The organism is Blastococcus sp. CCUG 61487 (genome assembly GCF_005222955.1).
Classification (GTDB): domain Bacteria; phylum Actinomycetota; class Actinomycetes; order Mycobacteriales; family Geodermatophilaceae; genus Blastococcus.
This window is the reverse complement of sequence record NZ_LWUA01000246.1, coordinates 1-26,342: the sequence shown is the minus strand read 5'-3', so window position 1 is coordinate 26,342 and position 26,342 is coordinate 1. Positions and strand designations below refer to the sequence as shown.

Annotated in this window: 23 protein-coding genes; 5 read left to right on the top strand and 18 right to left on the bottom strand. The window is 74.3% G+C overall.

Going from position 1 to position 26,342, the window contains the following annotated elements:
* Window positions 1–80: 80 nt before the first annotated feature.
* Together A6V29_RS14830 and ilvD are read right to left on the bottom strand one after the other, a co-directional pair.
* The gene (locus A6V29_RS14830) at window positions 81–2,705 is read right to left on the bottom strand and encodes a putative bifunctional diguanylate cyclase/phosphodiesterase (protein WP_137161017.1); all 2,625 of its coding nucleotides are present in this window, start codon (window positions 2,703–2,705) and stop codon (window positions 81–83) included.
* Window positions 2,706–2,780: 75 nt separating this feature from the next.
* Window positions 2,781–4,505 carry a dihydroxy-acid dehydratase gene (ilvD, locus tag A6V29_RS14825; protein ID WP_137161016.1) on the bottom strand — a complete coding sequence of 575 codons (1,725 nt, stop codon included), beginning with the start codon at window positions 4,503–4,505 and terminating at the stop codon, window positions 2,781–2,783.
* A gap of 81 nt (window positions 4,506–4,586) precedes the next feature.
* Here ilvD and A6V29_RS14820 point away from each other — a divergent pair, with 81 nt between their 5' ends.
* Window positions 4,587–4,952 (top strand): PH domain-containing protein, encoded by a 366-nt coding sequence (locus A6V29_RS14820; protein WP_249933251.1) that lies wholly within the window; start codon window positions 4,587–4,589, stop codon window positions 4,950–4,952.
* Here A6V29_RS14820 and A6V29_RS14815 read toward each other — a convergent pair.
* Entirely contained in the window at window positions 4,946–5,893 is a 948-nt protein-coding gene (locus A6V29_RS14815; RefSeq protein ID WP_212719419.1) for a 2-hydroxyacid dehydrogenase, read from the bottom strand. The two genes, A6V29_RS14820 and A6V29_RS14815, sit on opposite strands and share 7 nt — an antisense overlap.
* A gap of 60 nt (window positions 5,894–5,953) precedes the next feature.
* On the opposite strand from A6V29_RS14815, the gene A6V29_RS14810 reads away from it, so the two are divergent.
* Window positions 5,954–7,087, top strand: coding sequence for a PQQ-dependent sugar dehydrogenase (locus A6V29_RS14810; RefSeq protein ID WP_137161014.1), 1,134 nt, complete (start codon window positions 5,954–5,956; stop codon window positions 7,085–7,087).
* Here the strand turns inward: A6V29_RS14810 and gatB are convergent.
* Genes gatB through gatC form a run of 4 tightly spaced genes read right to left on the bottom strand, consistent with a single transcriptional unit; the run spans window position 7,084 to window position 10,629 of the window.
* Window positions 7,084–8,592 carry an Asp-tRNA(Asn)/Glu-tRNA(Gln) amidotransferase subunit GatB gene (gene gatB / locus A6V29_RS14805; protein WP_137161013.1) on the bottom strand — a complete coding sequence of 503 codons (1,509 nt, stop codon included), beginning with the start codon at window positions 8,590–8,592 and terminating at the stop codon, window positions 7,084–7,086. The genes A6V29_RS14810 and gatB overlap by 4 nt on opposite strands.
* Window positions 8,589–8,792 (bottom strand): hypothetical protein, encoded by a 204-nt coding sequence (locus A6V29_RS14800; protein ID WP_137161012.1) that lies wholly within the window; start codon window positions 8,790–8,792, stop codon window positions 8,589–8,591. The genes gatB and A6V29_RS14800 overlap by 4 nt, the downstream gene beginning before the upstream one ends.
* On the bottom strand, window positions 8,789–10,315 hold the full coding sequence (gene gatA / locus A6V29_RS14795; RefSeq protein WP_212719417.1) for an Asp-tRNA(Asn)/Glu-tRNA(Gln) amidotransferase subunit GatA: 1,527 nt from the start codon (window positions 10,313–10,315) through the stop codon (window positions 8,789–8,791). The genes A6V29_RS14800 and gatA overlap by 4 nt, the downstream gene beginning before the upstream one ends.
* Window positions 10,312–10,629 carry an Asp-tRNA(Asn)/Glu-tRNA(Gln) amidotransferase subunit GatC gene (gene gatC / locus A6V29_RS14790; RefSeq protein WP_137161011.1) on the bottom strand — a complete coding sequence of 106 codons (318 nt, stop codon included), beginning with the start codon at window positions 10,627–10,629 and terminating at the stop codon, window positions 10,312–10,314. The genes gatA and gatC overlap by 4 nt, the downstream gene beginning before the upstream one ends.
* Before the next feature lie 173 nt (window positions 10,630–10,802).
* Here gatC and A6V29_RS14785 point away from each other — a divergent pair, with 173 nt between their 5' ends.
* The 3 genes from A6V29_RS14785 to A6V29_RS14775 all read left to right on the top strand — a co-directional run bounded on the left by A6V29_RS14785 (window position 10,803) and on the right by A6V29_RS14775 (window position 14,247).
* Window positions 10,803–11,483: an ACT domain-containing protein gene (locus A6V29_RS14785; RefSeq protein WP_137161010.1), complete on the top strand. Its 681-nt coding sequence runs from the start codon at window positions 10,803–10,805 to the stop codon at window positions 11,481–11,483.
* A 212-nt stretch (window positions 11,484–11,695) separates the two neighbouring features.
* Complete coding sequence (locus tag A6V29_RS14780) at window positions 11,696–13,735, top strand: HNH endonuclease signature motif containing protein (RefSeq protein WP_137161009.1); 2,040 nt, start codon at window positions 11,696–11,698, stop codon at window positions 13,733–13,735.
* Window positions 13,736–13,812: 77 nt separating this feature from the next.
* Window positions 13,813–14,247 carry a PaaI family thioesterase gene (locus A6V29_RS14775; RefSeq protein WP_137161008.1) on the top strand — a complete coding sequence of 145 codons (435 nt, stop codon included), beginning with the start codon at window positions 13,813–13,815 and terminating at the stop codon, window positions 14,245–14,247.
* 24 nt (window positions 14,248–14,271) lie between these two features.
* On the opposite strand, the gene A6V29_RS14770 is transcribed toward A6V29_RS14775, so the two are convergent.
* From A6V29_RS14770 to A6V29_RS14720, 11 genes are all read right to left on the bottom strand, one after another.
* Entirely contained in the window at window positions 14,272–14,763 is a 492-nt protein-coding gene (locus tag A6V29_RS14770; protein WP_170977881.1) for a GNAT family N-acetyltransferase, read from the bottom strand.
* Between the two features lie 13 nt (window positions 14,764–14,776).
* Complete coding sequence (gene ligA / locus A6V29_RS14765) at window positions 14,777–16,918, bottom strand: NAD-dependent DNA ligase LigA (protein ID WP_137161006.1); 2,142 nt, start codon at window positions 16,916–16,918, stop codon at window positions 14,777–14,779.
* A 53-nt stretch (window positions 16,919–16,971) separates the two neighbouring features.
* On the bottom strand, window positions 16,972–17,952 hold the full coding sequence (locus tag A6V29_RS14760; protein WP_137161005.1) for a methionine synthase: 981 nt from the start codon (window positions 17,950–17,952) through the stop codon (window positions 16,972–16,974).
* Window positions 17,949–19,022, bottom strand: coding sequence for a tRNA 2-thiouridine(34) synthase MnmA (gene mnmA, locus A6V29_RS14755; protein WP_137161004.1), 1,074 nt, complete (start codon window positions 19,020–19,022; stop codon window positions 17,949–17,951). The genes A6V29_RS14760 and mnmA overlap by 4 nt, the downstream gene beginning before the upstream one ends.
* Window positions 19,019–20,209: a cysteine desulfurase family protein gene (locus A6V29_RS14750; RefSeq protein WP_137161003.1), complete on the bottom strand. Its 1,191-nt coding sequence runs from the start codon at window positions 20,207–20,209 to the stop codon at window positions 19,019–19,021. Before A6V29_RS14750 ends, mnmA begins: the two co-directional genes overlap by 4 nt.
* Complete coding sequence (locus A6V29_RS14745) at window positions 20,206–21,594, bottom strand: MFS transporter (RefSeq protein ID WP_137161031.1); 1,389 nt, start codon at window positions 21,592–21,594, stop codon at window positions 20,206–20,208. The genes A6V29_RS14750 and A6V29_RS14745 overlap by 4 nt, the downstream gene beginning before the upstream one ends.
* A 133-nt stretch (window positions 21,595–21,727) precedes the next feature.
* Entirely contained in the window at window positions 21,728–22,690 is a 963-nt protein-coding gene (locus tag A6V29_RS14740; RefSeq protein ID WP_137161002.1) for an electron transfer flavoprotein subunit alpha/FixB family protein, read from the bottom strand.
* A 46-nt stretch (window positions 22,691–22,736) separates the two neighbouring features.
* Window positions 22,737–23,516, bottom strand: a complete 780-nt coding sequence (locus A6V29_RS14735; protein ID WP_137161001.1) for an electron transfer flavoprotein subunit beta/FixA family protein — start codon at window positions 23,514–23,516, stop codon at window positions 22,737–22,739.
* A gap of 117 nt (window positions 23,517–23,633) precedes the next feature.
* Window positions 23,634–24,734, bottom strand: a complete 1,101-nt coding sequence (gene cds1, locus A6V29_RS14730) for an L-cysteine desulfhydrase Cds1 (RefSeq protein ID WP_137161000.1) — start codon at window positions 24,732–24,734, stop codon at window positions 23,634–23,636.
* 10 nt (window positions 24,735–24,744) lie between these two features.
* Window positions 24,745–25,524: an enoyl-CoA hydratase/isomerase family protein gene (locus tag A6V29_RS14725; protein ID WP_137160999.1), complete on the bottom strand. Its 780-nt coding sequence runs from the start codon at window positions 25,522–25,524 to the stop codon at window positions 24,745–24,747.
* 10 nt (window positions 25,525–25,534) lie between these two features.
* Window positions 25,535–26,338 carry an ATP-binding cassette domain-containing protein gene (locus A6V29_RS14720; RefSeq protein WP_137161030.1) on the bottom strand — a complete coding sequence of 268 codons (804 nt, stop codon included), beginning with the start codon at window positions 26,336–26,338 and terminating at the stop codon, window positions 25,535–25,537.
* Between the last annotated feature and the right edge of the window lie 4 nt (window positions 26,339–26,342).

Genomic DNA, 26,342 nt, shown 5'->3' with positions numbered 1-26,342 from the left:
CTGTGCGCCTCCGGAGGGTCGGTCGTCAACCAACCCGTCCCATTGGCTGGACGGATGTGTCCAGATCGACAGCCGCGGCGTCAGCGCGCGGCGGTCAGACCGGGCCACAGCGCGCCCGACTGGTCGCGGACCAGGGCCACCAGCTGCTCGAGCGGCATCGGCCGGGCCAGCACGAAGCCCTGCGCGAGGTCGCACCCGAAGTCGCCGAGCGCGGCGAGCTGCGCGGGAGTGTCCACGCCCTCGGCGACGACCAGCATGCCCAGGGCACGGCCGATGCCCACCATCGACTTGCAGAGCGCCTTGCTGCGGTGGTCCCTGTCGATCCGGGAGACCAGGCCCCTGTCCAGCTTGACGATGTCGATCGGCAGCCGGGTCAGATGGGTCAGCGTCGAGGTGTCGCCGCCGAAGTCGGTGAGCGTCACCAGCACGCCCATGAGCCGGAGCGTCGCGATGTCGAGACCGGCGCGGTCCTCGGCCGAGGTGACGGTGTCGGCGCCGATCTCCAGCACCAGCCGCTCCGGCGCCAGCCCGGACCGGCGCAGCGCCTCCTCCACGTCGGTCACCAGGGAGCCGGCGGCCACGTACCCGGCAGGGGCGTCGACGCCCATCCGGATCGGTTCCGGCGTCTCCGGCAGCGCGACGGCGGCCCGGGCGGCCTCCTCCAGCGCGAACCGCTGCAGGTCGCCGATCAGCCCGGCCTGCTCCGCGATCGGCAGGAACTCGGCCGGCGGGATGTCGCCCAGTTCCGGGTGCCGCCAGCGCAGCTGCGCCTCGACGCCGGCCACCCGCTGCTCGGACAGGGAGACCACCGGCTGGTAGACCAGGAAGAGCTCACCGCGGGCGCGTGCCGTGCGGAGGTCGTCGCGCAGCCGCTCCCGGCGCGCCGCGGCCTCGCCGAGGGCCGCTCCGTAGCGCTGGGCCGTACCGGGGCCCGCGGCGCGCGCGGCCCGGACGGCGAGGTCGGCGCGGACGAGGTGCTCCTCGACGTCGTGGGCCGGGTCGAGCTCGACCAGCCCGACCGTCGCGGTCAGGTCCACGATGCCGGCCGTCGTCACCAGGGGCTGCTCGACGACCGACAGGATCCGCCCCGCCAGCCTGTCGACGTCGGCACCGGTCCCGGAGGCGAGCACCGCGAAGGCACCGCCGCCCATGCGCGCCACGACGTCCTCGGCCCGCACGGTGTCGCGCAGCCGACGACCGGTCTCGGCCACGACGGCGCCGACCACGTCGCGGCCGGTGTGCTCGCGGGCCGACAGCAGCCCGTCGAGCTCGACCAGGAGGAACGTCGCGCCCTCCTCGCCCGGCGACTCGCACGCGAGCCGGTCGGCGAGCAGCTGGAGCATCCCGGCCCGGTTGGGCAGCCCGGTCTGCGGATCGGTGTAGGCGATGCTGCGCAGCGCGTGCTCGCGCGCCTGCCGCTCGGTCATGTCGCGGCACTGGAGGACGACGCCGTGGACGTCGGCGTCGCCGCGGAGGTCGGCGATCCCGGCCTCCATGCAGCGCCACACGCCGTCGGCGTCCTGCAGCCGGAGAGCGACCAGCCCGTGCGTCCCCGGTCCGGCGAGCGCCTCGCCGAGGAGGTCCCGGTCCTCGGCGTGGACGGCGTCGAGCAGGATCTGCCCCTCGAGCCCGGCGGCGGCCGGGCCGAGGACCCGGTCCAGCGCAGCCGAGGTCCAGGTGACCCGGAGGTCGCCGTCGAGGATGACGACGGCGTCGACGCCCGAGTGGACCAGGGAGCGGAAGTACGCCTCCTTGCGACGCAGCCGGGTCGACAGGTGGAGCTCCTGGCAGGCGGTGAACCAGCGGTGCACCATCGCGAGTCCGACGGCGAGCAGCAGCCCGACCCAGGTGATGACGTCGAGGTGACCGCCGCCGAAGCGGACGGCTCCGGCGGCCGCGACCGCCACCAGCAGGGCGCCCATGGGCAGCAGCTGGCCGACGTCGACGCGGGCGGAGACGGCATCCGCCGCCGGCGACGGGGTGCGGCCGGGATCGAGGGTGACCGCGAAGGCGAGCAGCAGCAGGCCTCCGGCGACGAGGAACCGGGAGGGGGCGACGAACGCCTCGGCCCCCGAGAGGATCGCCGTGGTGCCCAGGCCGCGGCCGGTGGTCAGCAGCACCGCCCCGACGAGGAGCACGACCCCCATGCGCCGGCGGGCCGGCTCCGCGAGGGCCAGCACGACGAGGGCCGCGGCCATGGTCGCCGAGGTGACGACGACGGCGCAGCCGAGGACGAACTGCTCGGCCAGCGGCAAGGCGTGCCAGTCGCGGACCGAGCCGGAGACGAGCAGCCGGACCGACACGATGCTCGCGGTGAGGAAGAGCGCGATCTCCGCGGCTACGCGGCGGCCGGTCCGGAGCCGGCGGCGCTCGACCAGGCACAGCAGCCCGGCGATCGCCAGCAGGTAGCCGGGCAGGGTGGGCAGCCAGCGGACGATGACCCGCTCGACCGGGTCGGCCGGATCCACCAGGGCGGCCAGCACTGCCCCGAGGACGGGGAACAGCGGTGCGACGGCGAGCATCCGCCAGCCCGCGGGTCGGCCGGTCCGCCCGGCGGCGAACCAGACGACGCCCGCGGCGACGAGCCCGGCGAGCGCCACGGAGGCGTCGCCGAGCTCGTCCAGCGCAGGGGTCGTCGCGGCCGCCGTGCAGGCGACGAGCACCGGCACGGCTACCGCGAGCAGCCACCATCGACGGGGGTCCACACCGGCTGTCTCGGCACGGCGCGGGGCGCGGCCAAGCCGGACGCGGCCGGGCTCACCCCTTGGGGGGTCCCCCGATCAGCCGCAGATCGCGCCCTGCGCCGCCGATCCGACCAGCTTGGCGTACTTGCCGAGCACGCCCGTGGTGTAGCGCGGCGGCAGCGGCTCCCAGCCCTCCTTGCGGCGAGCCAGCTCCTCGTCGTCCACCAGCAGGTCCAGCTGCCGGGTGGTCAGGTCCAGCCGGATGCGGTCGCCGTCCCGGACGAACGCGATCGGCCCGCCGTCGGTGGCCTCCGGGGCCACGTGACCGATGCACAGGCCCGTGGTCCCGCCGGAGAACCTGCCGTCGGTGAGCAGCAGGACGTCCTTGCCCAGGCCGGCGCCCTTGATCGCGCCGGTGACGGCGAGCATCTCGCGCATCCCGGGCCCGCCGCGCGGGCCCTCGTACCTGATGACGACGACGTCGCCGGGCTTCAGCGTGCCCTCGGTGACGGCGTCCATGGCGCCCTGCTCGCCGTCGAAGACGCGGGCGGTGCCCTCGAAGCTCTCGGCGTCGAAGCCGGCGGACTTCACCACCGCGCCCTCGGGGGCCAGCGAACCGCGCAGGACGACCAGGCCACCGGTCCGGTGGATCGGGTCGGCCATCGCGTGGATGATCGCGCCGTCGGGGTCCGGCGGGGCGATCTCGGCCAGGTTCTCGGCCATGGTCTTCCCGGTGACGGTGAGCGCGTCGCCGTGCAGGAGCCCGGCGTCGAGCAGCGCCCGCATCACGACCGGGACGCCGCCGATCCGGTCGATGTCGGTCATGACGAAGCGGCCGAAGGGCTTCACGTCCGCCAGGTGCGGGGTGCGGTCGCCGATGCGGTTGAAGTCCTCGAGGGTGAGGTCGACCTGCGCCTCGTGCGCGATGGCCATGAGGTGCAGGACGGCGTTGGTGGAGCCGCCGAGCGCCATGACGACGGTGATGGCGTTCTCGAACGCCTTCCTCGTCATGATCTGGCGGGCGGTGATGCCCTTGCGGAGCATGTTCACGACGGCCTCGCCGGAGGCGACGGCGTAGGCGTCGCGACGGCGGTCGGGAGCCGGCGGGGCGGCGCTGCCGGGCAGGCTCATGCCGAGGGCCTCGGCCGCGCTGGCCATGGTGTTGGCGGTGTACATGCCGCCGCAGGCGCCCTCGCCGGGGCAGGTGGCCTTCTCGATCTCGGTGAGCTCGTCGCGGGTGATCCGCCCGGCGGCGCAGGCGCCGACACCCTCGAAGACGTCGATGATCGTGAGGTCGCGGTCACCGAGCTTGCCGGGCAGCGTGGAGCCGGCGTAGAGGAAGACGCTCGCGAGGTCCAGGCGGGCGGCGGCCATGAGCATGCCGGGAAGGGACTTGTCGCAACCCGCGAGCAGCACCGAGCCGTCCAGCCGCTCGGCGAACATGACGGTCTCGACCGAGTCGGCGATGACCTCGCGGGAGACCAGCGAGGCACGCATGCCCTCGTGCCCCATCGAGATGCCGTCGGACACCGAGATGGTGCCGAACTCCATCGGGAACCCGCCGGCGGCCCGGACACCTTCCTTCGACCGCTTCGCCAGCCGGTCGAGCGACAGGTTGCACGGGGTGATCTCGTTCCACGACGAGGCGACGCCGATCTGCGGCTTGGTCATGTCCTCGTCGCCCATGCCGACGGCGCGCAGCATCGCGCGGGCGGGCGCCTTGGCGTCCCCGTCGGTCACCTCGTAGCTGCGGGGCTTCAGCGGGCTGCGGGTCGCGCTGGCCGAGTCGTTGCCTGGGATGAGGTCCTCGCCGATCGTCACGCCGAGATGCTAGGCCGTTCCCCACCGGGGCCGACCCTCGGCCGGGATGGCCGGCCGCCCGGTCTGGGAAGATCGACGTCCGTGGACACCCCCGCTCGCTTCCGCATGAACCGCACCTCGCTGCTGGCGGTGTTCGCGTTCGCCATCTGCCTGACCACGCTCACGGCGGCCTCGCCCTGGTTCCTGCTGCTGCTGCTCGTGCCGGTCGTGGTGGCGGCCTGGGTGCTGCGCACGGGCTTCGACATCGGCGAGGACGGCATCACCGTGCGCTCGCTGGTCGGCAGCCGGGCGGTGCCGTGGAGCGAGCTGGCGGGCATCCGGGTCGGTCCGCGCGCCGACCTCTGGCTGGTCACCACGGGCGGCACGCAGGTGCGGCTGCCCGCGGTGCACGCCCGCGACCTGCCGGCGATCGGCCTGGCGTCGGAGGGCCGGATCCCCGTTCAGTAGTCGCCGACGACGTTCACCAGCGGCTCGCCGGCGAGGATCCGCCGGAGCTGCTCGGTCACCGCCGCGGCGGCGCGCTCGTTCGTGCCCGGGATGTCCCCGCCCACGTGCGGGGTGAGCAGCAGGTTGGGCGCCTGCCAGAGCGGGTGCCCCTCGGGCAGCGGCTCGGGCTCGGTGACGTCGAGCGCGGCGCGCAGCCGGCCGGCGGTCAGCTCGGCGAGCAGCGCGTCGGTGTCGACGACGACCCCGCGGGCGGCGTTCACCAGCAGTGCGTCGTCCTTCATCGCGGCGAGGAACTCGGCGTCGACCAGGCCGATCGTCTCGTCTGTCACCGGCACGATGACGACCACGACGTCGGCGTCGGGCAGCAGGTCGGGCAGGGCGCTGGTCGGGTGCACGCCGTCGCGGGCGGTGCGGGCGACGTAGGTGAGCTCGACGTCGAAGCCGGCGAGCATCCGGCCGATCGTCCGGCCGATGTCGCCGGCCCCGACGACCAGGACGCTGGCGCCGACGACGGAGTGGTGCGTGCGCGGCGTCCAACGGCCGGCGTCCTGCTCGCGGACGAAGAAGGGCAGCCCGCGCTGGGCGGCGAGCGTGGCCGCGACGGCCCACTCGGCCGTGGCGGGGGTGTGCGCGCCGCGGGCGTTGCAGAGCGCGACCCCCTCGGGCAGCCGTCCCGCGAAGCGCTCCGCACCGGCGCTGAGCAGCTGCACGACGCGCAGGTCGGGCAGCGCGGCGAAGAACTCCTCGTCGGGGAACGGTGCGCCGCCCGAGCGGGGCACCCACACCTTCGACCGGGCGGCGTCCCCGGTGGGCGGGCCGTCGGCCGGTGCCCAGCGGTGGGCGCGGACGCGTGGCGAGACCGACTCGGCGGCGGCGGCCAGCGCACGGGAAGGGACCAGGACGTCGAGCACCTCGTCGGGGCCCAGCAGCGGTTCGGTCACGCCCGCTGACACTAGGCGCACCCGCTCTCCGGGCGTCGGCCCGCACGTACTGTGGGCGTCATGCGGCGGGTGTCGGCGGGTGCGCTGCTCCTGGCCCTGACGTCGGTCCTGGCCCTGCTCGCCGGCTGCGGGAACGACGGCTACGAGCCCTCCGGCCCGTTCCGCCCGCTGCCGGAAGGCGCTCCGCCCGAGGTCGGCCCGCCGCCGACCACCGCGCCGAACCCCGACCGGCCGGCGGAGCCCGGCGGCGAGGAGCAGGAGGGCGACCCCAGCGTCGTCGCCACCGGCCTCGCCGTCCCCACGGGGCTGGCGCTGCTGCCCGACGGGAGCGCGGTGGTCGGTGAGCGGGACACCGGCCGGATCCTGCAGGTGTTCCCGGACCGCGCCCCCGCCCGCGAGCTGATGACGGTGCCCGGCATCGACCCCGCCGGCGACGGCGGACTGCTCGGCCTCGCCGTCTCCCCCACGATCCTCGAGGACGGGCTGCTCTACGCGTACGTGTCGACGGCCGTCGACAACCGGGTGGTGCGCTTCCCCATCGGCGGGACGCCGAACGCCGTGGTGACCGGCATCCCCCGCGGCGAGTTCCACAACGGCGGCGGGCTGGTCTTCGACGCGGCGGGCAACCTGTTCGTCGGCACCGGGGACACCGGCGACCCCGCGCTGGCGAGCGATCCGTTCTCGCTGGCGGGCAAGGTGCTGCACGTCGACGTCTTCGGCGGCCCGGTGGGTGCCGGGCCGGTCTTCACCAGTGGCCACCGCGACGTCACGGCGGTGTGCGTCGGCGAGGAGGACCGCGTGTTCGCCGCCGATGCGGCGCGCGAGGGGCCCGACGAGCTGAACTCGCTCACCGAGGGCAGGGACTACGCGGGTGGGAGCGGTCCGGTCGTGGAGTTCCCCCCGGGCGAGGACGGGCTGGGCGGCTGCGCCGTCCTGGGCAACGGCGTCTTCCTCGGCGCGCTGGACGGCGAGCGGGTGCACGCCGTCACCGTGGACGCGGCCGGCGCGGTCGACGGGGAGCTCGAGGAGTTCCTGAGCGGGCGGTACGGCCGGCTGCGGACCGTCGTGGCCGACGCCGAGGGGGCGCTGTGGATCACGACGTCCAACCGCGACGGCATCGGGAGCCCCGCGGAGGACGACGACAAGGTGCTGCGCATCCAGCCGCCGTCCTCGGCAGGCGGCTCGCCGCTCTAGGCGATCAAGCGCTCCTCGAGCATGCGCTTGACGGTGGCGGCGTCGGCCTTGCCCCGGGTGGTCTTCATGACCGCGCCGACGAGCGCGCCGATGGCCTGCACCTTGCCGCCGCGGACCTTCTCCGCGACGTCGGGGTTGGCCTCGATCGCCGCGTCGACGGCGGCGACCAGCTCGTCGGACTCCCCCATCACCGCCAGTCCGCGGGCCTCGACGACGGCCGCCGGGTCACCCTCGCCGGCCAGCACCCCGTCGAGCGCCTGGCGGGCGAGCTGGTCGTTGATCGTGCCGGCGCCGACGAGCCCGATGAGCTCGGCCACCTGCGCCGGGGTCACCGCGAGCTCGGCCAGCTCCACGCCGGCGTCGTTGGCCCGGCGGGCGAGCTCGCCGAGCCACCACTTGCGCGCGTCGGCGGGCGAGGCGCCGGCGGCGACGGTGGCGCTGACCAGCTCGACGGCGCCGGCGTTGACCAGCCAGGCCATCTCGGTCGGCGAGATGCCCCACTCGTCGGAGAGCCGGGCGCGGCGCGCGGCCGGCAGCTCGGGGAGCGCGGCCTGCAGCGAGGCCACCCACTGCTCGTCGGGCGCGACGGGCACGAGGTCGGGCTCGGGGAAGTACCGGTAGTCGGTCGCCTCCTCCTTGCTGCGCCCGGGCGAGGTGGTGCCGCTGTCCTCGTGGAAGTGCCGGGTCTCCTGCAGGATCGTGCCGCCCTGGTCGAGGACGGCGGCCTGCCGGCGCATCTCGAAGCGGACCGCCCGCTCCACCGACCGCAGCGAGTTGACGTTCTTCGTCTCGGTGCGGGTGCCCCACTCCAGGCTGCCGATCGGAGCGAGCGAGGTGTTCACGTCCGAGCGCAGGTTGCCCTGTTCCATGCGCACCTCGGAGACGCCGAGCGCGATGAGTATCTCCCGCAGCTCGGTGACGTAGGCCTTGGCGACCTCGGGGGCCTTGGCGCCGGCGCCGGCGATGGGCCGGGTGACGATCTCCACCAGCGGGATGCCGGCGCGGTTGTAGTCGATCAGCGAGTGGTCGGCGCCGTGGATGCGCCCGGTGGAGCCACCGACGTGCAGGTTCTTGCCGGTGTCCTCCTCCAGGTGCACGCGCTCGATCTCGACCCGGTAGGTCTCGCCGTCCACCTCGACGTCCAGGTGGCCGGCGGTGCACAGCGGCTCGTCGTACTGCGTCGTCTGGAAGCCCTTGGGGATGTCCGGGTAGAAGTAGTTCTTCCGGGCGAAGCGGCACCAGGTGGCGATGCGGCAGCCCAGCGCGAGGCCGATGCGGATGGTCGACTCGATCGCCGCGGCGTTGGCCACCGGCAGCGACCCGGGCAGCCCGAGGCAGACCGGGCAGGTCTGCGTGTTGGGCTCCGCGCCGAACGTCGTCGGGCAGCCGCAGAACATCTTCGACGCCGTGCCGAGCTCGACGTGGGTCTCCAGACCGATCACCGGCTCGTAGCGGGTGAGGACCTCGTCGAAGTCGACGAGCCGGTCGGCGGTGGCGGTGCTCACGGGGTGGGGCCCTCCTTCGGGGCGTCGGGCCGATCGGCGGCGCGCTCCAGGCGACCGGTGACCACGGCGCCGACGGCGGTCAGCACGCCGAGGACGAGGAAGACGGCGAAGATCGCGCGGTCGGTGACCAGCCAGCCGACCAGGCCGGCGAGGACGACGAACGCGGTGAGGCCCCAGGCGGCCTTGAGCGGCCCGCTCACGCGGCACCTCCGGCGAGCTGGTCGAGGAAGCGGGCGCCCCGGGCGGCGTCCTGGGCTGCCTCGAGCGCCGCGGCGACCCGGTAGCAGCGGTCGTCGGCCAGCGCCGGCGCCACGACCTGGAAGCCGACGGGCAGGCCCTCGGAGAGCCCGCAGGGCACCGAGATGGCCGGGACGCCGGCGAGGCTGGCCGGCAGGGTGCACAGGTCGGCGGCGTACATGGCGATCGGGTCGTCCACCCGCGCCCCGATCGGCCAGGCGACGGTCGGGCTGGTGGGGCTGACCAGCACGTCGACGTCGTCCCAGGCGCTGGTGAAGTCGCGGGTGATCAGCGTGCGAACCTTCTGCGCCTGCCCGTAGTAGGCGTCGTAATAGCCGCTCGAGAGCGCATAGGTGCCGAGGATGATGCGGCGCTTGACCTCGGGGCCGAAGCCCTGCTCGCGGGTGAGCGCCATGACCTCGTCGAGGTCGCGGTCGCCGTCGTCCCCGGCGCGCAAGCCGTACCGGACGCCGTCGAAGCGGGCCAGGTTGGACGACGCCTCGCTCGGGGCGATCAGGTAGTAGGCCGGCAGCGCGAGGTCGAAGGCCGGGCAGGAGACCTGCCGCACCTCCGCGCCCAGGCTCTCCAGCAGGGCGACCGCCTCGGCGAACGCGCTCAGCACGCCGGGCTCGTAGCCGTCGGTGTGGCCGTCGCCGCCGAGCTCGGTGACGACGCCGACCTTGAGACCGGCGAGCTCGCCCTCGGCGCCGCGGCGGGCCGCCTCGGCGAGGACGGGGACGCCGGCGGCGATGCTGGTGGAGTCGAGCGGGTCGTGGCCGGCGATCGCCTCGTGCAGCAGGGCCGCGTCCAGGACCGTCCGCGTCATCGGGCCGGCCTGGTCGAGGCTGCTCGAGAAGGCGATGAGGCCGTAGCGGGAGACCGAGCCGTAGGTGGGCTTGTGGCCGACCAGGCCGGTGACGGCGGCCGGCTGGCGGATCGAACCGCCGGTGTCGGTGCCGATGGCCCAGGGGGCCAGCCCGGCGGCGACCGCGGCCGAGGAGCCGCCGGAGGAGCCGCCGGGGATGCGGTCGGCGTCCCAGGGGTTGCGGGTGACCTGGTAGGCGGAGTTCTCGGTGGAGGAACCCATCGCGAACTCGTCCATGTTGGTCTTGCCGAGCAGGACGGTGCCGGCCGCCTTCAGGCGGGCCGCGACCGTGGCGTCGTAGGGCGGACGCCAGCCCTCGAGGATCGTGGAGCCGCTGGTGGTGGGCACGCCCTCGGTGACGACGACGTCCTTGAGGGCGAGCGGGATCCCGGCCAGCGGGCCGAGCTCGTCGCCGTTCGCGCGGGCGGCGTCCACCTGCTCGGCGGTGCGCAGCGCGGCTTCGGCGTCGACGTGCAGGTAGGCGCCGAGCTCGCCGTCCTCCGCCTCGATGCGGTCGAGGTAGGCGCGCGTGACCTCGGCGGCGGTGACCTCGCCGGCGGAGAGCAGCCGGCCGAGCTCGGCGGCGTCGGTGGTGGTGAGGTCGGTGGTCAGGTCGCTCACTGCTCCTCCCCCAGGATGCGGGGGACGCGGAACCGGCCGTCCTCGGCGGCCGGAGCACCGGCCAGGACGGCGTCGCGCGGCAGGCCGGGACGGGCGACGTCCTCGCGGAAGACGTTGGTCATCGGGACGGCGTGCGTCGTCGGGGCGACGTCCGCGACGTCGGCCTTGCCGACCTGGGCCACCGCGTCGAGCACGGCCGCCAGCTGACCGGCGAAGAGGTCGAGCTCCTCGTCGGTCACGGCCAGGCGCGCGAGGTGGGCCAGGTGGGCCACCTCGTCACGGGTGAGTCGGTCCTCCGGGGACGGCGTGCTCATGCGGGACGGAACTCCACTCCAGGGTGTCGGCGGTCCGGTCGGAACCCAACGGGGACGCCGGACTGACCCGGTCACTGTACGTGGGGCCACTTCGCCGATCACCACCGTGAGACGCTGGGCGGACGCCCGCGATCAACGGAGATCGGCCACCCGAGGACGCACCCGGAGGAACCGTGTCCCATCTCCTGCGCCTGGTCGTCCCCGACCGCCCCGGTGTCCTGGGCGCGGTCGCGACCGCGCTGGGTGAGGCCGGCATCGACATCGTGTCGCTGGACGTGCTCGAACGGGGCAACGGCGTGGCCGTCGACGATCTCGTCGTCGAGCTGCCGCCGAGCCGGCTCCCCGACAGCCTCATCACCGTGGCGCAGAGCATCCCGGACGTGGTGGTGGAGTCGCTGCGCCCCTTCACCGGGGCACTGGACACCCACCGCGAACTGGACCTGCTCGACACGCTGGCCCGTGCCGGCGACGGGGCCCAGAAGCTGCTGGCCGAGAAGCTGCTGGCCGCGGAGCTGCCACGGGTCTTCCACAGCGGGTGGGCGGTGCTGCTCGACCGGAGTCCCGACGGCTCGTGGGAGGTGCGAGCCGCGTCGGACGCGGCGCCGGCGTTCGACGGGCTGGAGCTGCCCTGGATGCCGCTGCGCGCCCCGCGATTGCTGCCCAGCGACGAGGAGTGGCTGCCCGAGCGCTGGCGCGAGATGGCGATCGAGATGATGGCCGCGCCCTACGGCGGGGACGCCTGCGCGGTGATCGTGGGCCGGTCGGGCGGGCCGGCGTTCCGCCGGTCGGAGCTGCTGCGGCTGGTGCACCTGCTGGGCATCGCGGCGACCGTGAAGCAGCTTCCGCCGGCCTGACGGCTCCCGGTCTGACGGCTCCCGGTCTGACCGCTCCCTGTCTCGCATGCCAGCGGGACACGGACGGGTGAGGTCGCTGCAGCGTCGCCCGGGCCGCACCTGACCGACCGATCGCGACCTGGCCGGGCGATCACGGACGGACCGAACTGATTTCTCGCGCTGAGCCTGCCGAGGGCCGGAAACTGTCGGCGGTCGAACATACGATCGAGCACATGGACAGCCCGACGACCGTCGCCGCCACGGATGCCCCGGTGGCGGGGTGGGCGTCGGGGCCGCTGGGTGTGGTGCAGGAGCTGGATCGGGAGATCGCCCGGCTGACCGCGGCACGGGCGCGGGCGGTGGCGGAGTTCGCCGCGGCCCGGCCGGTGTCGGCCGATCGGCAGCCCGGGGAGCCGGGGGCGATGAGCGCCGAGCGGCGCGCCGCCCGCCCGCAGGTGCTGGCCGAGGTGAGCGAATGGGCGGTGCCGGAGCTGTCGATCGCGCTGGCGGTGAGCAAGCCGGCCGCCGGACTCGATCTGGAGCGGTCGTTGACGCTGGTGACCCGGCTGCCGGGCACGCTGGAGGCGCTGGAGTGCGGGCTGCTGCACCCCGGGCACCTGTGGGCGCTGCGGGAACGGGTGGCGGTCATCGCCGACGACGCGAAGCGGGCGAAGTTGGAGCGCGACGTGCTGGCCTGGGTGGCCGCTCGGGCGGCGCGCCGGGAGATCACCACACCGCCGCAGCTGGCCGACAAGCTGCGGCGGATGGGGCTGGGGCGCGACCCGAAGCAGGAGGCCGAGGACCTGGTGGCCGCGCTGCGGTCCCGCGGCGTGTGGGTGCGCCGGGACCGGCGGGCCGGGATGGCGGTGCTCGAAGCGCTGCTGACCGCGCCGGAGGCGCAGGCGCTGGTCGACGCGCTGGGCCGGTACGCCGACGCGCTGCCCGACGACCCCGCCGATGGCCGCACCCGTGGGCAGAAGATGGCCGACATCCTGCTGGACCTGGTGCTGCGGCCGGGTGAATCGCAGCTGCCGCCGGTGCAGGCGCAGCTGACCCTGGTCGCCGGCGTCCGCGCCCTGCTCGGCGGCAGCGCACCCGGGCAGGTCGGCGGCGACACGGTGCCCGCGGAGATGGTCCGTGCCCTGGCCCGGGCGCTGGGACTGCTCACCCCGACCGCCGCCGCGGCGGCCACCTCCGCGGACCCCGCGGATGAGACGCAGGTCCCGGGCCCGCAGCCGGTGCCGTTCGTGGACCCGGGCGGGCGGCCCGACGACACCTGGCCCGAGCAGGTGCGCGCGGACTTCGACCGGTGGGAAGCCGAACTCGACGCCCGCGCCCTGGCCGGCGTGTGGGGCGGCGAGGACGACCCGCCCCCGGAGGTCCAGCAACGCTGGTGGGACCAGGAAGCCCGACGGCACGCCGAGCACGGCACCCAGCCCAGCGACGACGACGGTCAACCCACCGCACCGGAACCCGCCCCGGCTCCGGCCCGGTCGGCAGCCGACGACTCCGAATCGCCGGTTGCCACGACCACGACTGCTCCGAGGGCCGAGGGCGTGCGCGCCGCGGCGCGCGCCGCCGTCGAGCAGGCCGGCCGGGTGCTGCTGGACCTGGACCAGGCGGTCCGCCGCGCCTCCGCCGCCGCCGGGCGGGCGTGGCTGGACGAACGCGCCGACGAACACGCCGCCCAAGCCACCGGCGCCCACCGCATCGACACCGCCGCCACCGACCTCGACGCCCTGCACGCCGCCACCGCTCAGCAGCGCGCCGAACTCGCCGCCCTGCTCGACCGCACCGCCGGCGGTGGGCTGGTCGACCGGCCCCGCATCGCCGTCGTCGACGAACTCACCGGCGCCCTGCTCGCCCTCACCGACGCCCGCGAACTCCGCCGCCGAGCCCACTGCGGCCGCCCGCCCTGCCACCGCAAACCCGAGCAGTGCCACCACGACCTCACCGACCGGCCCGGCCTCGGCCCACCACCGCCCACCGACGGCTACCGCCCCGCCACAGCCCTCGACCGCTACCTACGCGCCCGCGACAACCGCTGCCGCTTCCCCGGCTGCCGCCGCCCCGTGTCCCGAGGCGAACTCGACCACCACACCCCCTGGCCACACGGGCCGACCAGCGCCGCCAACCTCACCGGCTTCTGCACCGGCGACCACCGCGGCAAGCACCAGGCACCCGGCTGGGCCTACGACCTCACCGGTGACGGCACCCTCACCGTCACCACACCCAGCGGCCTGACCGCCACCACCGAGCCACCGCCCTACTGATCGAGCGGCCTCCTCCCGGTGCACGTGATGGGAGGAGGGCTTCGGAAGTGTCGGAACCCGGGGCTAGCTTGCGCCGCATGCCGACCGGACCGTTCTGGGACGTCGTGGAGGGGCGGGCGGAGCCGCCGCCGATCGCCCGGCTTCTCGGCTTTCGTCTTCGACACGTGGACCTCGAAGCCATGACCATCGACGTGGAGTTCACGGCGACCCCGGAGTTCCTCAACCCGGCGGGGAACGTCCAGGGCGGCATGCTCGCGGCGATGCTCGACGACACGATGGGTCCTGCCCTCGTGGCGACTCTCGGACCCGACGAGTGGGCGCCGACGACCAACCTGCAGGTCCAGTTCCTCCGGCCGGCGGGGCCCGGGACGCTGATCGGCCGGGGACGCGTGGTGCGGCGCGGTGGCACGGTCGCCTTCCTCGCCGGCGAGCTCGAGGACGCCGACGGACACGTCGTCGCAAGCGCCGTCGCCACCGCCACGGTGCGCGGCGTCAGACCCGTGGCCGGCTGAACGGTCGGGAGCCCCCTTCCCGTCCTACGTGAGTCTTCGGACGAGGTAGCTACACAGGTCGGCGTGTTCACGGACGACCGTGCCGTCGCCATCGCGCTCCACCCAGCGGTCGACGACGTCGCCGTGCTCCCACTCGACGTATCCGAGTCGCTCGTACAGACGGCGTGCGCCCCCGTTCCCGTGCTCGACCGCAAGGCCCATCCGAGTTGCCCCCAGCGTCCGCGCGCTCTCCTCCGCCGACGCGATGAGCCGCGACCCGATACCAACTCCGCGTGACGTGGCCTCCAGCGCGTTGATCTCCGGGATGTCGCCCAGCACCTCGCGGACCCGCTCGTACTTCGAGCGGTGGAACAGCGACACCCGACCACACGGCACGTCGCCGTCCCAGGCGATGAGGTAGGTCGCCTCGCCGCGCTCGTGCATCCGGGCCCGCTCTCGATGGTGGAACCGGTCACGCGGTCGGGCGCCGAGCAGCAGGCGGGGCAGATCACCCGAGCCGAAGGGCCGGACGGTCACCCTGCGGCGACCCTCACTCAGAGCCATCGCCGATGGTCGCGACCTCGCGGGCGGCGTCCGGGCCCTGCTCGAGCAGCACCTGGAAGCCGTCGTCGTCGAGGATCGGTGCCTTCACCTGCACCGCCTTGTCGTACTTGCTCCCCGGATCGGCGCCGACCACCACGAAACCGGTCTTCTTCGACACCGACCCGGTGACCTTGCCGCCACGCTCCTGGATGGCGGCGGTGGCCTGGTCGCGGCTGTAGTCCCGCAGCGACCCGGTCACCACGACCGTGACCCCGGTCAGCGGACCCGGACCAGCGTCCTCGCCCTCGTCGGCCATCCGCACGCCGGCCCGGCGCCACTTCTCGACGACCTCGCGGTGCCAGTCGACGGCGAACCAGTCGCGGATCGACCGCGCGATGGTCGGGCCCACCCCGTCGGCGGCGGCGAGCTCCTCCTCGCTCGCCTCCGCGATCCGGTCGAGCGAGCGGAAGTCGCGGGCCAGTGCCTGCGCGGCCGTGGGTCCGACGTGCCGGATCGACAGCGCCACCAGCACCCGCCACAGCGGGACGTCCTTGCGGGTCTGCAGGTTGGACAGCAGCTTCTGCCCGTTGGCCGACAGCGAGCCGTCCTTCTTCGTGTAGAAGTCCGACCGCTCGAGCTTCTCGGCGTCGAGGAAGAACAGGTCGCCCTCGTCCTGCAGCAACCCGTTCACCAGCAGCGACGTCGCGGCCTCGTAGCCGAGGTTCTCGATGTCGAACGCTCCTCGCCCGGCGACGTGGAACAGCCGCTCCCGCAGCTGCGCCGGGCAGGACCGGGAGTTCGGGCAGCGGATGTCGGCATCGCCCTCCTTCTCCGGCCGCAGCTCGGTGCCGCACTCCGGGCAGTGGGTGGGCATCTCGAACTCGCGCTCGGAGCCGTCCCGAGCCGCGGCTACCGGACCGAGCACCTCGGGGATGACGTCGCCGGCCTTGCGGATGACGACGGTGTCCCCGATCAGCACGCCCTTGCGCCGCACCTCGCTCGCGTTGTGCAGCGTCGCCAGCTGCACGGTCGACCCGGCCACCTTCACCGGCTCCATGTACGCGAACGGGGTGACCCGCCCGGTGCGGCCGACGTTCACCCGGATGTCGAGGAGCTTCGTCGTCGCCTCCTCCGGCGGGTACTTGAACGCGATCGCCCACCGCGGCGCGCGGGACGTCGAGCCCAGCCGGCGCTGCAGCGCCACCTGGTCGACCTTGACGACGACGCCGTCGATCTCGTGCTCGACCGAGTGCCGCTGTTCGCGGTACCGCTCGATGTAGGTCCACACGCCCTCGAGGTCGTCGACGACCTCGTACCGGCCGCTCACCGGCAGTCCGAGTTCCCGCAGCCGGTCGTATGCCTGCGACTGGAACTCCGGTTGCCAGCCGTCGTGCACGCCGATGCCGTGGACGATCAGCCGCAGCGGACGGGTCGCGGTGACCTTGGGATCCTTCTGCCGCAGCGAGCCGGCCGCCGCGTTGCGGGGATTGGCGAACGGCGCCTTCCCCTGCTCCACCATCGCCGCGTTCAGGTCGGCGAACGCCTCGACCGGGAAGTAGATCTCGCCGCGGACCTCGAGCCGCTCTGGGAGGTCGTCGCCGGTCAGCCGGTGCGGGACGTCGTCCATCGTGCGCACGTTGGCAGTGACGTCCTCCCCCGTGACGCCGTCGCCCCGGGTCGCCGCGCGGACCAGCCGCCCGCGCTCGTAGAGCAGCGCGACGGCGAGGCCGTCGATCTTCAGCTCGCACAGGTACCGGGCGCCGGCGCCGACCTCGCGCTCGACCCGCGCCGCCCACGCGGACAGCTCGTCGCTGGAGAAGGCGTTGTCGAGCGACTGCATGCGCTCGATGTGCTCGACCGGCGCGAACGTGGCGGCGAACCCGCCGTTCACCTTCTGGCTGGGCGAGTCCGGCGTCACCAGGGCCGGGTGCGCCGCCTCCAGCGCCTTGAGCTCGCCCATGAGCTCGTCGTACTGGCCGTCGCTCACCAGCGGCTCGTCGCGGACGTAGTACGCGAACGCGTAGCGGTCCAGCTCCTCGGAGAGGTCGCGGTGCCGCGTCCGGGCGTCGTCGGGGACCTCCGTGAGGTCCTCCTGGTCGGCCACGGGCGTGACGGACGGCTCGACGAGATCGGCGGCGTCGGTGCTCACGGCGGAACGGTATCCGGCGGGTACGACGCCGAACCGGCCGTCACCCGCTCGGCTCACTCGGGACGCAGGTACTTCGCCGCCTCGCGGAGGTGGGTCATGGCCGCCCGCGCGTAGGCCGGAGTCGCGCCGGCCAGGCCGCACGCCGGCGTGAGGGTGACCGCCTCGGGCAGCTGGTCCGGAGGGAAACCCAGCTCGCGCCACCACCCCTGCACCCGTGAGGCGGTCGCCTTCGGCTCCGGCAGCGTCGCGTCGGTGCCGGGCACCACGCCCAGCACCAGGTGGACACCGGCGTCGACGGCCTCGCCGACCGCGTCGAGGTCCTGCACCAGCCCGAGGTCGAACGACAGCCCCGCGGCACCTGCCGCCCGGAACAGCCGCAGCGGGGTGCGGGGCGCGCAGCAGTGCACGACGACCGGCTCCGGCAGCGCCTCGACCACCGCCCGCAGCTCCTGCTCCACCGTGTCGGCCGCGAGCGCCGGCAGCTTGCCGAAGCCGCTCACCGTCGGCAGCGCGCCCTGCAGGACGGCGGGCACCGACGGCTCGTCGAGCTGCACCACGACCTGCGCACCGGGCACCCGCGCCGCCACCTCCGCCACGTGCGCGGCCAGCCCCTCGACCAGGGACTGCCCGAGATCACGCCGCGCCCCCGCGTCGACGATCGCCCGCTCCCCGCGCGTCCGCTCCAGGGAGGCGGCCAGGGTGAACGGGCCCGCGGCCTGCACCTTGAGCGGTCCGCTGTAGGAGCCGGCGACGTCGGTCAGCGCGTCGAGGTCGCGGGCCAGGAAATCGGCCGCCCGGCGCTGGTCCATCCCCGACCGGGGCACCAGGCACCACCCCGCCGGTGTCAGCTCGACGGCCAGGTCCACGAGGAGCGCCCCCGTGCGGCCGATCATGTCGGCGCCGGCGCCGCGTCCGGGCAGCTCCGGCACGTGGGCGAACTCCGGCAGCTCCCCGGTGACCAGGCGCACCGCCTCGACCGGGTCGGTCCCGGGCAGCGACCCGACCCCGGTGGCGGGGCCGGCGAGCGACGTCACGAAGCGGCTGCCACGGCCGCCTGGCCGAGCACCCGGTCCCCGCGCTCGGCGTCCGGCTCGTAGAGGACGGCGGACTGCCCCGGAGCGACCCCGCGCTGCGGCGCGGCCAGGGCGATGCGCAGGCCGCCGTCCTCGGTGCCGCTGACCTCGCAGGCGACCGGGCTGCCGTGCGCGCGCAGCTGCACCTCGCAGCGGATCGGCAGGGCCGGCGCGGCACCTGTCCACGTGGGTGCCCCGGTGCGCACCTCCTCGACCGAGGCCAGCTCGGCCGTCCCGATCGTGACGGTCCGCGACACCGGCTCGATACCCAGGACGTAACGCGGACGCGAGTCCCCGGCGCTCACGCCCAGGCCCTTCCGCTGGCCCACGGTGAAGCCGTACGTCCCGTCGTGCTCACCCACCGTCGCCCCGGTGGCCGCGTCCACGACCGGCCCCGGCCGGCTGCCCAGCCTGCGCGCGAGGAAGCCACGGGTGTCGCCGTCGGGGATGAAGCAGATGTCGTGCGAGTCCGGCTTGGCGGCGACGGCGAACCCGCGCTCGGCCGCGATCTCCCGGACGCGGTCCTTCGTCATGCCGCCCAGCGGGAACATCGCCGCGGCCAGCTGCTCACCGGTGAGCACCCCCAGCACGTAGGACTGGTCCTTGCCGGCGTCCACCGAGCGGCGCAGCTCGCCGTCGGCCAGCCGCGCGTGGTGGCCGGTCACGACGGCGTCGAAGCCGAGCGCCCGCGCGCGGTCCAGGACCGCGGAGAACTTGATCTTCTCGTTGCAGCGCAGGCACGGGTTCGGGGTGCGGCCCGCCGCGTACTCGGCGACGAAGTCGTCGACGACGTCCTCGGTGAACCTGTCGGCCATGTCCCACACGTAGAACGGGATGCCCAGCTCGTCGGCCACCCGGCGGGCGTCGTGCGAGTCCTCGACGCTGCAGCAGCCGCGGGAGCCGCTGCGCAGCGTCTGCCGGTTCTGCGACAGCGCCAGGTGCACCCCGGTGACGTCGTGGCCGGCATCGACGGCCAGCGCGGCGGCGACGGCGGAGTCCACTCCCCCGCTCATCGCGGCGAGGACCCTCATCGCCGGCCCAGCCCTGCCCGGCGGGCCCGCTCCACGACCGGCCCGATGACCTCGAGGACGGCGTCGACGTCGGTGTCGGCGGAGGTGTGACCGAGGCTGAACCGCAGGGAGCTGCGCGCCCGCTCGGCGTCGGCGCCGACGGCCAGCAGCACGTGGCTGGGCCGGGCCACCCCGGCACTGCAGGCCGAGCCGGTCGAGCACTCGATGCCCTTCGCGTCGAGCAGCATGAGCAGCGCGTCGCCCTCGGCCCCCGGGAAAGACAGGTGCGCGTTGCCGGGCAGCCGCCCCGGCCCCCCGGCGACGACGTCGTCCACCGGAGCGCCGTTGAGCTGCGCGTCGGGCACCTGCTCGGTGATCCCGGCCACCAGCCTGTCGCGCAGCGCGGCCAGCCGGGCGACCCGGTCCTCGCGCGTGGTGACGGCGCTGACCGCGGCGGTGGCCAGCCCCACGATGGCCGCGACGTCGAGGGTGCCCGACCTGACGTCGCGCTCCTGGCCGCCACCGTGCAGCAGCGGCGTGCACTCGACGTCCCGGCGCAGCAGCAGCGCGCCGGCGCCCATCGGGCCGCCGAGCTTGTGCCCGGTCATGGTGAGGGCGTCCACCCCGCTGGCGGCGAAGTCGACCGGCACCTGGCCCACGGCCTGGACGGCGTCGGTGTGCAGCGGCACCCCGACGGCGTGCGCGACCGCGGCCAGCGCGGCGAGGTCGCTGACGGTGCCGATCTCGTTGTTCGCCCACATGACGCTGACGAGCGCCACGTCGCGTCCGTCGCCGAGCGCGTCGGCCAGCGCCTCGGGGTGCACCCGCCCGGCGGTGTCGATCGGCAGCCAGGTGACCTCGGCGCCGTCGTGCTTCACCAGCCACTCGACGCTGTCGAGCACGGCGTGGTGCTCGGCCGGGCTGACCACGAGCCGCCGCCGCTGCGCGTCACCCGCGCGCCGGGCCCAGAACAGCCCCTTGACCGCGAGGTTGTCGCTCTCGGTGCCCCCGCCGGTGAACAGCACCTCCGACGGGCGGGCGCCCAGCGCCTCGGCCAGCCGCTCGCGCGACTGCTCGGCCACCCGGCGGGCGTCCCGGCCGCTGGCGTGCAGCGAGGAGGCGTTGCCGACGCGGCCCAGCTGCTCGGTCATCGCCGCGAGCACCTCGGGCAGCACCGGGGTCGTCGCCGCGTGGTCCAGGTAGGTCATGTCGCCGCCAGGGTAGTCGCGGGCGCCGGGGCGCCCTGGTCCGCGGGCACCGTGCGACCGGCCACCCCCACGCCCACGAGCGCGGGCAGGGTGAGGACGGCGACCGCGGTGAGCACCGCTGCCCACAGGGCACCGCCGCCGTCGGCCGCCGCGGCCACCAGCACGCCGGCCAGGCCGACGCACAGCGCCGACGCGGTGACGTCGGAGATCTGGAAGGCCGCGGAGTTCGCGCCCCGCTCGGCCTCGGACGACTGGTCGAGCAGCAGGACGCCGACGCTCGGCATGCCCAGCCCCATGCCGATGCCCGCCACCGCCCAGGTGAGGTAGGTCGTCCACCCGCCCAGGGCCGGTACCGCGACGGTGGCGGTCGCGGCGAGCCCCAGGGCGAGCACCACGAAACCCGCCCGCAGCACCCGTGGCCGCGGCATCGTCGAGAGGCGGCTCTGCAGCTGGGCCGCGGTCACCCAGCCGACGGCCCCCGCGGTGAGCGGCAGCCCGGCGGTCGAGGCGCTCCAGCCGTGCTGCTCGGTGAGCACGAACGGCAGCAGCGCGTCCATGCCGAAGAAGGCACCGGCGAGCAGCCCCCGGCTCGCGATCACGGCCGGGATGCCAGGCCGCGCGCGGACGGTGCCGCGGGGCAGCAACCGCCGCAGTCCGGCGGCCAGCGCCACGGCACCCACGACGGCCGGCCCGGCGGCGACGAGGTCGAGGCGCTGCATGGCGTACAGGCAGAGGGCGATGCCGGCCCCGGCCAGCAGGGCCCAGGGGACGTTGCTCGACCGGGCACGGACGGCGTCCGGATCGGGGGCGTGGCCCGGTCCGGCGCTGACCAGCATCGCCAGCCCGGCGCCGACGAGGGGCAGCAGCCCGAGGAAGACCGCACGCCAGCCGATGTGCGTGGTCACCACCCCGGAGGCCAGCGGCCCGAGCAGCGCGGGCAGCACCCAGCCCGCCGCGAAGGCACCGAACAGCCGCGGGCGGAGCTCGGAGGAGAACGCCTGCCCGGCGATGACGTACAGCAGCACGATCACGATGCCGGCGCCCAGGCCCTGCACCGCCCGGCCCAGCACGAGCACCGCCATGCTCTGGGCGAGCCCGGCGATCAGCAGGCCGGCGGCGAACAGCGCCACCCCGGTCAGCACGCCGGGCCGCGGTGGCCGCCGGTCGCCCACCTCGCCGCCGATGACCATGCCGACCACCGACGCCACGAGGAAGGCGCTGAACGTCCAGGCGTACCAGGCGACGCCGTCGAGCTCGTCGACCGCGGTCGGCATCGCCGTCCCGACGGCCATCGCCTCGAAGGCGACCAGGGTGATGAGGGTGAGCAGTCCGACCGTCGCCCGACGGTGGTCCGCGTCCCAGATGCTCGCCCGCGAGCCCGACATTCCCACGCAGCGCCCAACCGCGCGGTCGCCCCGGTGCTTCCCGCTCCGTGGCACCGGTTTCCCCCGGGAAATGCGTCGAGCGCCGGTCCCCGTACGGGGACCGGCGCTCGACGACCGGCCGTGCTGCGGGCCGTTACTTCCGGGCCTGGATCAGCTCGGTGGCCTGCGGGACGACGGTGTTGAGGTCACCGATGACACCGAAGTCGGCGAGCTCGAAGATCGGCGCCTCCGGGTCCTTGTTGATGGCGACGATCGTCTTCGACGTCTGCATGCCGGCGCGGTGCTGGATGGCACCGGAGATGCCGACGGCCACGTACAGCTGCGGGGAGACGGTCTTGCCGGTCTGCCCCACCTGGAAGCTGTGCGGGTAGAAGCCGGAGTCGACGGCGGCACGCGAGGCGCCGACGGCGGCACCGAGCGAGTCGGCCAGCGCCTCGATGATCGAGAAGTTCTCGGCGCTGGCGACGCCACGGCCACCGGAGACCACGATGCCGGCCTCGGTGAGTTCGGGGCGGCTGCTCTTCTGCTCGACGACCCGGTCGGTCACCTTGGCGCCCTTGGCGGCGTCGGAGATCGACACCGACACGGCCTGCTCGGCGCCCGCGGCCGGAGCCGGCTCGGCGGCGACCGAGTTGCCGCGCAGGGTGTAGATCGGGGTGCCGGTGGTGACCTTCGAGTGCACGATCACGGCGCCGGCGAACGCGACCTGCGTCGCGGTGCCGTCCTCGGCGATCTCGGTGACGTCGGTCAGGAAGCCGCTGCCGGTCTTGAGCGCCAGGCGGGCGGCGATCTCCTTGCCCTCGGGCGAGGAGGGGATGACGACGGCGGCCGGGGACTTCTCTCCGACGAGCTGGGCCAGCACCTCGGCCTTCGGGGCGACGAGGAACTCGTCGATCTCGGGGGCCTCGGCGACGTAGACGGTGGCCGCGCCGTACTCGGCCAGCTTGTCCTTCACGCCCGCGGCGGTGCCGGGGGCGGCGATGACGACGGCCGACGGCTCACCGAGCGCGCGCGCCGCGGTGAGGGCCTCCAGGGTGGTCTTGCGGACTCCGCCGCCTGCCGGGTCGAGCTCGGCCAGGACCAGGACCTCTGCCATAACTAGTTGCTCTCCTCTGCAATCGGTCTGTGGAACCGGGCCGTACTCAGACGATCTTCTGGCTGGCGAGGTAGTCGACGAACTGCTGCGCGCCGTCGCCCTCGTCGGTGACCTTGACGCCCTCGCCCTTGGGCGGGCGGCCGGCGAAGTCGAGGACCTGGGTGGTGGCGTTGGCCAGCCCGACGGCCGAGGCATCGACGCCGATGTCGGCCAGCGTCTTGGTCTCGACCGGCTTCTTCTTGGCGGCCATGATCCCCTTGAACGAGGGGTAGCGCGGCTCGTTGATCGTGTCCCAGGTGGAGACGATCGCCGGCAGCGGCGCCTCGACGGCCCAGTAGCCGCCGTCGGTCTGCCGCTCGATCTTGGCCACGCCGCCCTCGACGGTGAGCTTGCGCGCACCGGAGAGCTGCGGGAGGCCGAGCCGCTCGGCGAGCAGGGCCGGCATGACGCTCATCTGGCTGTCGGTCGCCTCGGCGCCGCAGATGATGAGGTCGTACTCCAGCTGCTGCAGCGCGCCGGCCAGGACGGCGCTGATCTGCACGGCGTCCGAGCCCTTGATGGCGTCGTCGGAGACGTGCACGGCCTTGTCGGCGCCCATCGACAGCGCCTTGCGGATGGCGTCGGTGGCGCCGTCCGGGCCGACGGTGAGGACGGTGACCTCGCCGCCCTCCCGGTCGCGCACCTGGAGCGCCTCCTCGATGGCGTACTCGTCGATCTCGTTGACGACGTTGTCCGCGGCGGCGCGGTCGACGGTGTTGTCCGCCGGGTCCATCTTGCGCTCGCTCCCGGAATCGGGGACCTGCTTGACCAGCACGACGATGTTCATCGTCAGACCTACCTCCGCGACGGGGTCAGGGGGTGCGGGCAGTCGGCCCGCCCAGCTCCGGACTGCGAGGTTACTTGCAGGTAGACGAGTCGCCGCACCAGGGCTGGGTGAGCCACGTCACGCGGCCTCCTCCCACCGCCCCGTCTCGGCGAATCGCCGCAGCGTGGCGGCGTGCGGAGCGAGGTCGAGACCCTGCGCCGCCACCCACGCGTCGGAGTAGTACGTGTGCGCGTAGCGCTCCCCGCCGTCGCACAGCAGGGTGACCACGCTGCCGCTGCGCCCGGCGGCGAGCATCTCGGCCACCAGCGAGAACGCGCCCCACAGGTTGGTCCCGGTCGAGCCGCCGGCCCGCCGGCCGGTCGTCGTCTCCAGGTGGCGCACCGCCGCCAGCGAGGCGGCGTCGGGCACCCGGATCATCCGGTCGACGATCGTCGGGACGAACGAGGGCTCCACCCGCGGGCGGCCGATGCCCTCGATCCGCGACGGCGTGCCCGTGGTCCGGTCCGGCTCCCCGGCCTCGTAGCCGGGGAAGAAGGCCGAGTTCTCCGGGTCGACGACGGCCAGCCGGGTGCGGTGGCGTCGGTAGCGCAGGTACCGGCCGATCGTGGCGCTCGTGCCGCCCGTGCCCGCACCCACGACCACCCACTCGGGCACCGGGTGCCGCTCGGCGGAGAGCTGCTCGAAGATCGACTCGGCGATGTTGTTGTTGCCCCGCCAGTCGGTCGCCCGCTCGGCGTAGGTGAACTGGTCGAGGTAGTGGCCGCCGCACTCGGCGGCCAGCCGGCGCGCCTCGTCGTACATGTCCGAGGCCCGGTCCACGAAGTGGCACACGCCCCCGTGGAACTCGATGAGCGCGACCTTCTCCCGGCTGGTCGAGCGCGGCATGACCGCGACGAACGGGAGGCCGAGCATCCGGGCGAAGTAGGCCTCGCTCACCGCCGTCGAGCCGCTGGAGGCCTCCACGACGGTGCTGCCCTCGCTGATCTGCCCCGAGCACAACCCGTAGAGGAACAGCGAGCGCGCGAGCCGGTGCTTGAGGCTGCCGGTCGGGTGGGTCGACTCGTCCTTGAGGTACAGGTCGATGCCCCACTCGGGCGGCAGCGGATAGGCGAGCAGGTGCGTGTCGGCGCTGCGCCGGGCATCGGCCTCGACGGTCGCGACGGCCCGGTCGACCCACGCCCGGCCGGCCGGGTCGGACCTGTCGACGACGTCGCTCACGCCCGCCTGCTCAGCGGCCGGTGAACGTGGCCTTGCCGGGCCCGTTCTCGAGGAACGAGGTCATGCCGGTCTTCTGGTCCTCGGTGTCGAAGAGCTCGGCGAACAGCCGGGTCTCCAGCGTCAGCGCCTCGTCGAGGGGCAGGTCGAGCCCCTGGTCGATCGCCCGCTTGGCGGCGGCCAGCGCCAGCGGAGGGCCGGCGGCGAACTTGCGGGCCATCGCCAGCGCGGTCTCGTACACCTCGGCGTCCGGGACGACGGCGTCGGCCAGGCCGATCTCGAGCGCCTCCTCGGCACCGACGTGCCGGCCGGTGAAGACGAGGTCCTTGGCCTTGGCCGGGCCGACCAGGCGGGCCAGCCGCTGGGTTCCGCCGGCGCCCGGGATGACGCCCAGCAGGATCTCGGGCTGCCCGATCTTCGCCTTCGTGCCGAGCACCCGGAAGTCGGCGCACAGCGCCAGCTCGTACCCGCCACCGAGGGCGTAGCCGGTGATCGCGGCGATCACCGGCTTGGCGAGCCCCGCGACGGCCCGGAACGAGTCCTGCAGCTCCGTGCCCCACGTCCGCATGCCGGCGGCGTCGAGCTGCGACATGGCCTTGATGTCGGCCCCGGCGGCGAACACCCGCTCCCCGCCGTAGATGACGACGGCGCGGACGTCGTCGCGCTCTCCCGCCTCGACCGCGGCGGCGCGCACCTCGAGGTGGAGCTGCTCGTCGATCGCGTTCATCTTCGGGCGGTCGAGGCGGATCGTGCCCACCCCGTCCTCCACCTGCAGCGTCACGAAGTCGGGCATGCCTCGAACCTTAGCGAGCGCGGCGGGCGGCGAAGCGGCCGTCGGTGCGGGTGAGCTCCAGGGGCAGCCCGAACGTGTCCGACAGGTTCGCCGCGGTCAGGACGTCGTCCGCGGCTCCGGCCGCCACCACCTCTCCCCCGCGCAGCAGCAGGGCGTGGTCGTAGCCGGGCGGGATCTCCTCGACGTGGTGCGTGACCAGCACCTGCGCCGGCGCGTAGCTGTAGCGCGCGAGGTCGGACAGCCGGGCCACGAGGTCCTCCCGGCCGCCGAGGTCCAGCCCCGCACCCGGCTCGTCGAGCAGCAGCAGCTCGGGGTCGGGCATGAGCGCGCGGGCGATCTGGGCGCGCTTGCGCTCGCCCTCGCTCAGCGTGCCGAAGGGCCGGTGCGCGAACTGCGCCACGCCCCACTGCTCCATGAGGATGCCGGCGCGGGTGAGGTCGTGGACGTCGTAGCGCTCGCGACCCCGGCCGACGACGGCGTAGCCGGCGGAGACGACGATGTCGCCGGTCGTCTCCGACGGGCTGATCCGCTGCGCCAGGGACGCGCTGGTGAGCCCGATGCGCGGCCGCAGCTCGAAGACGTCGACCGCACCGAGCGTCTCCCCGAGCAGCCGCACCTCGCCCCGGGTGGGGTGCAGCAGCGCGGCGGCCAGCTGCAGCAGCGTCGTCTTCCCCGCCCCGTTGGGGCCCAGCACCACCCACCGGTGGTCGTCCTCCACCTGCCAGTCGACGCCGCGCAGCAGGTGGGTCTCACCCCGCACGACGTCGACACCGGTCATCCGGACGACGGCCCCTGCGCTAGATGTACTGCCCAGAGAC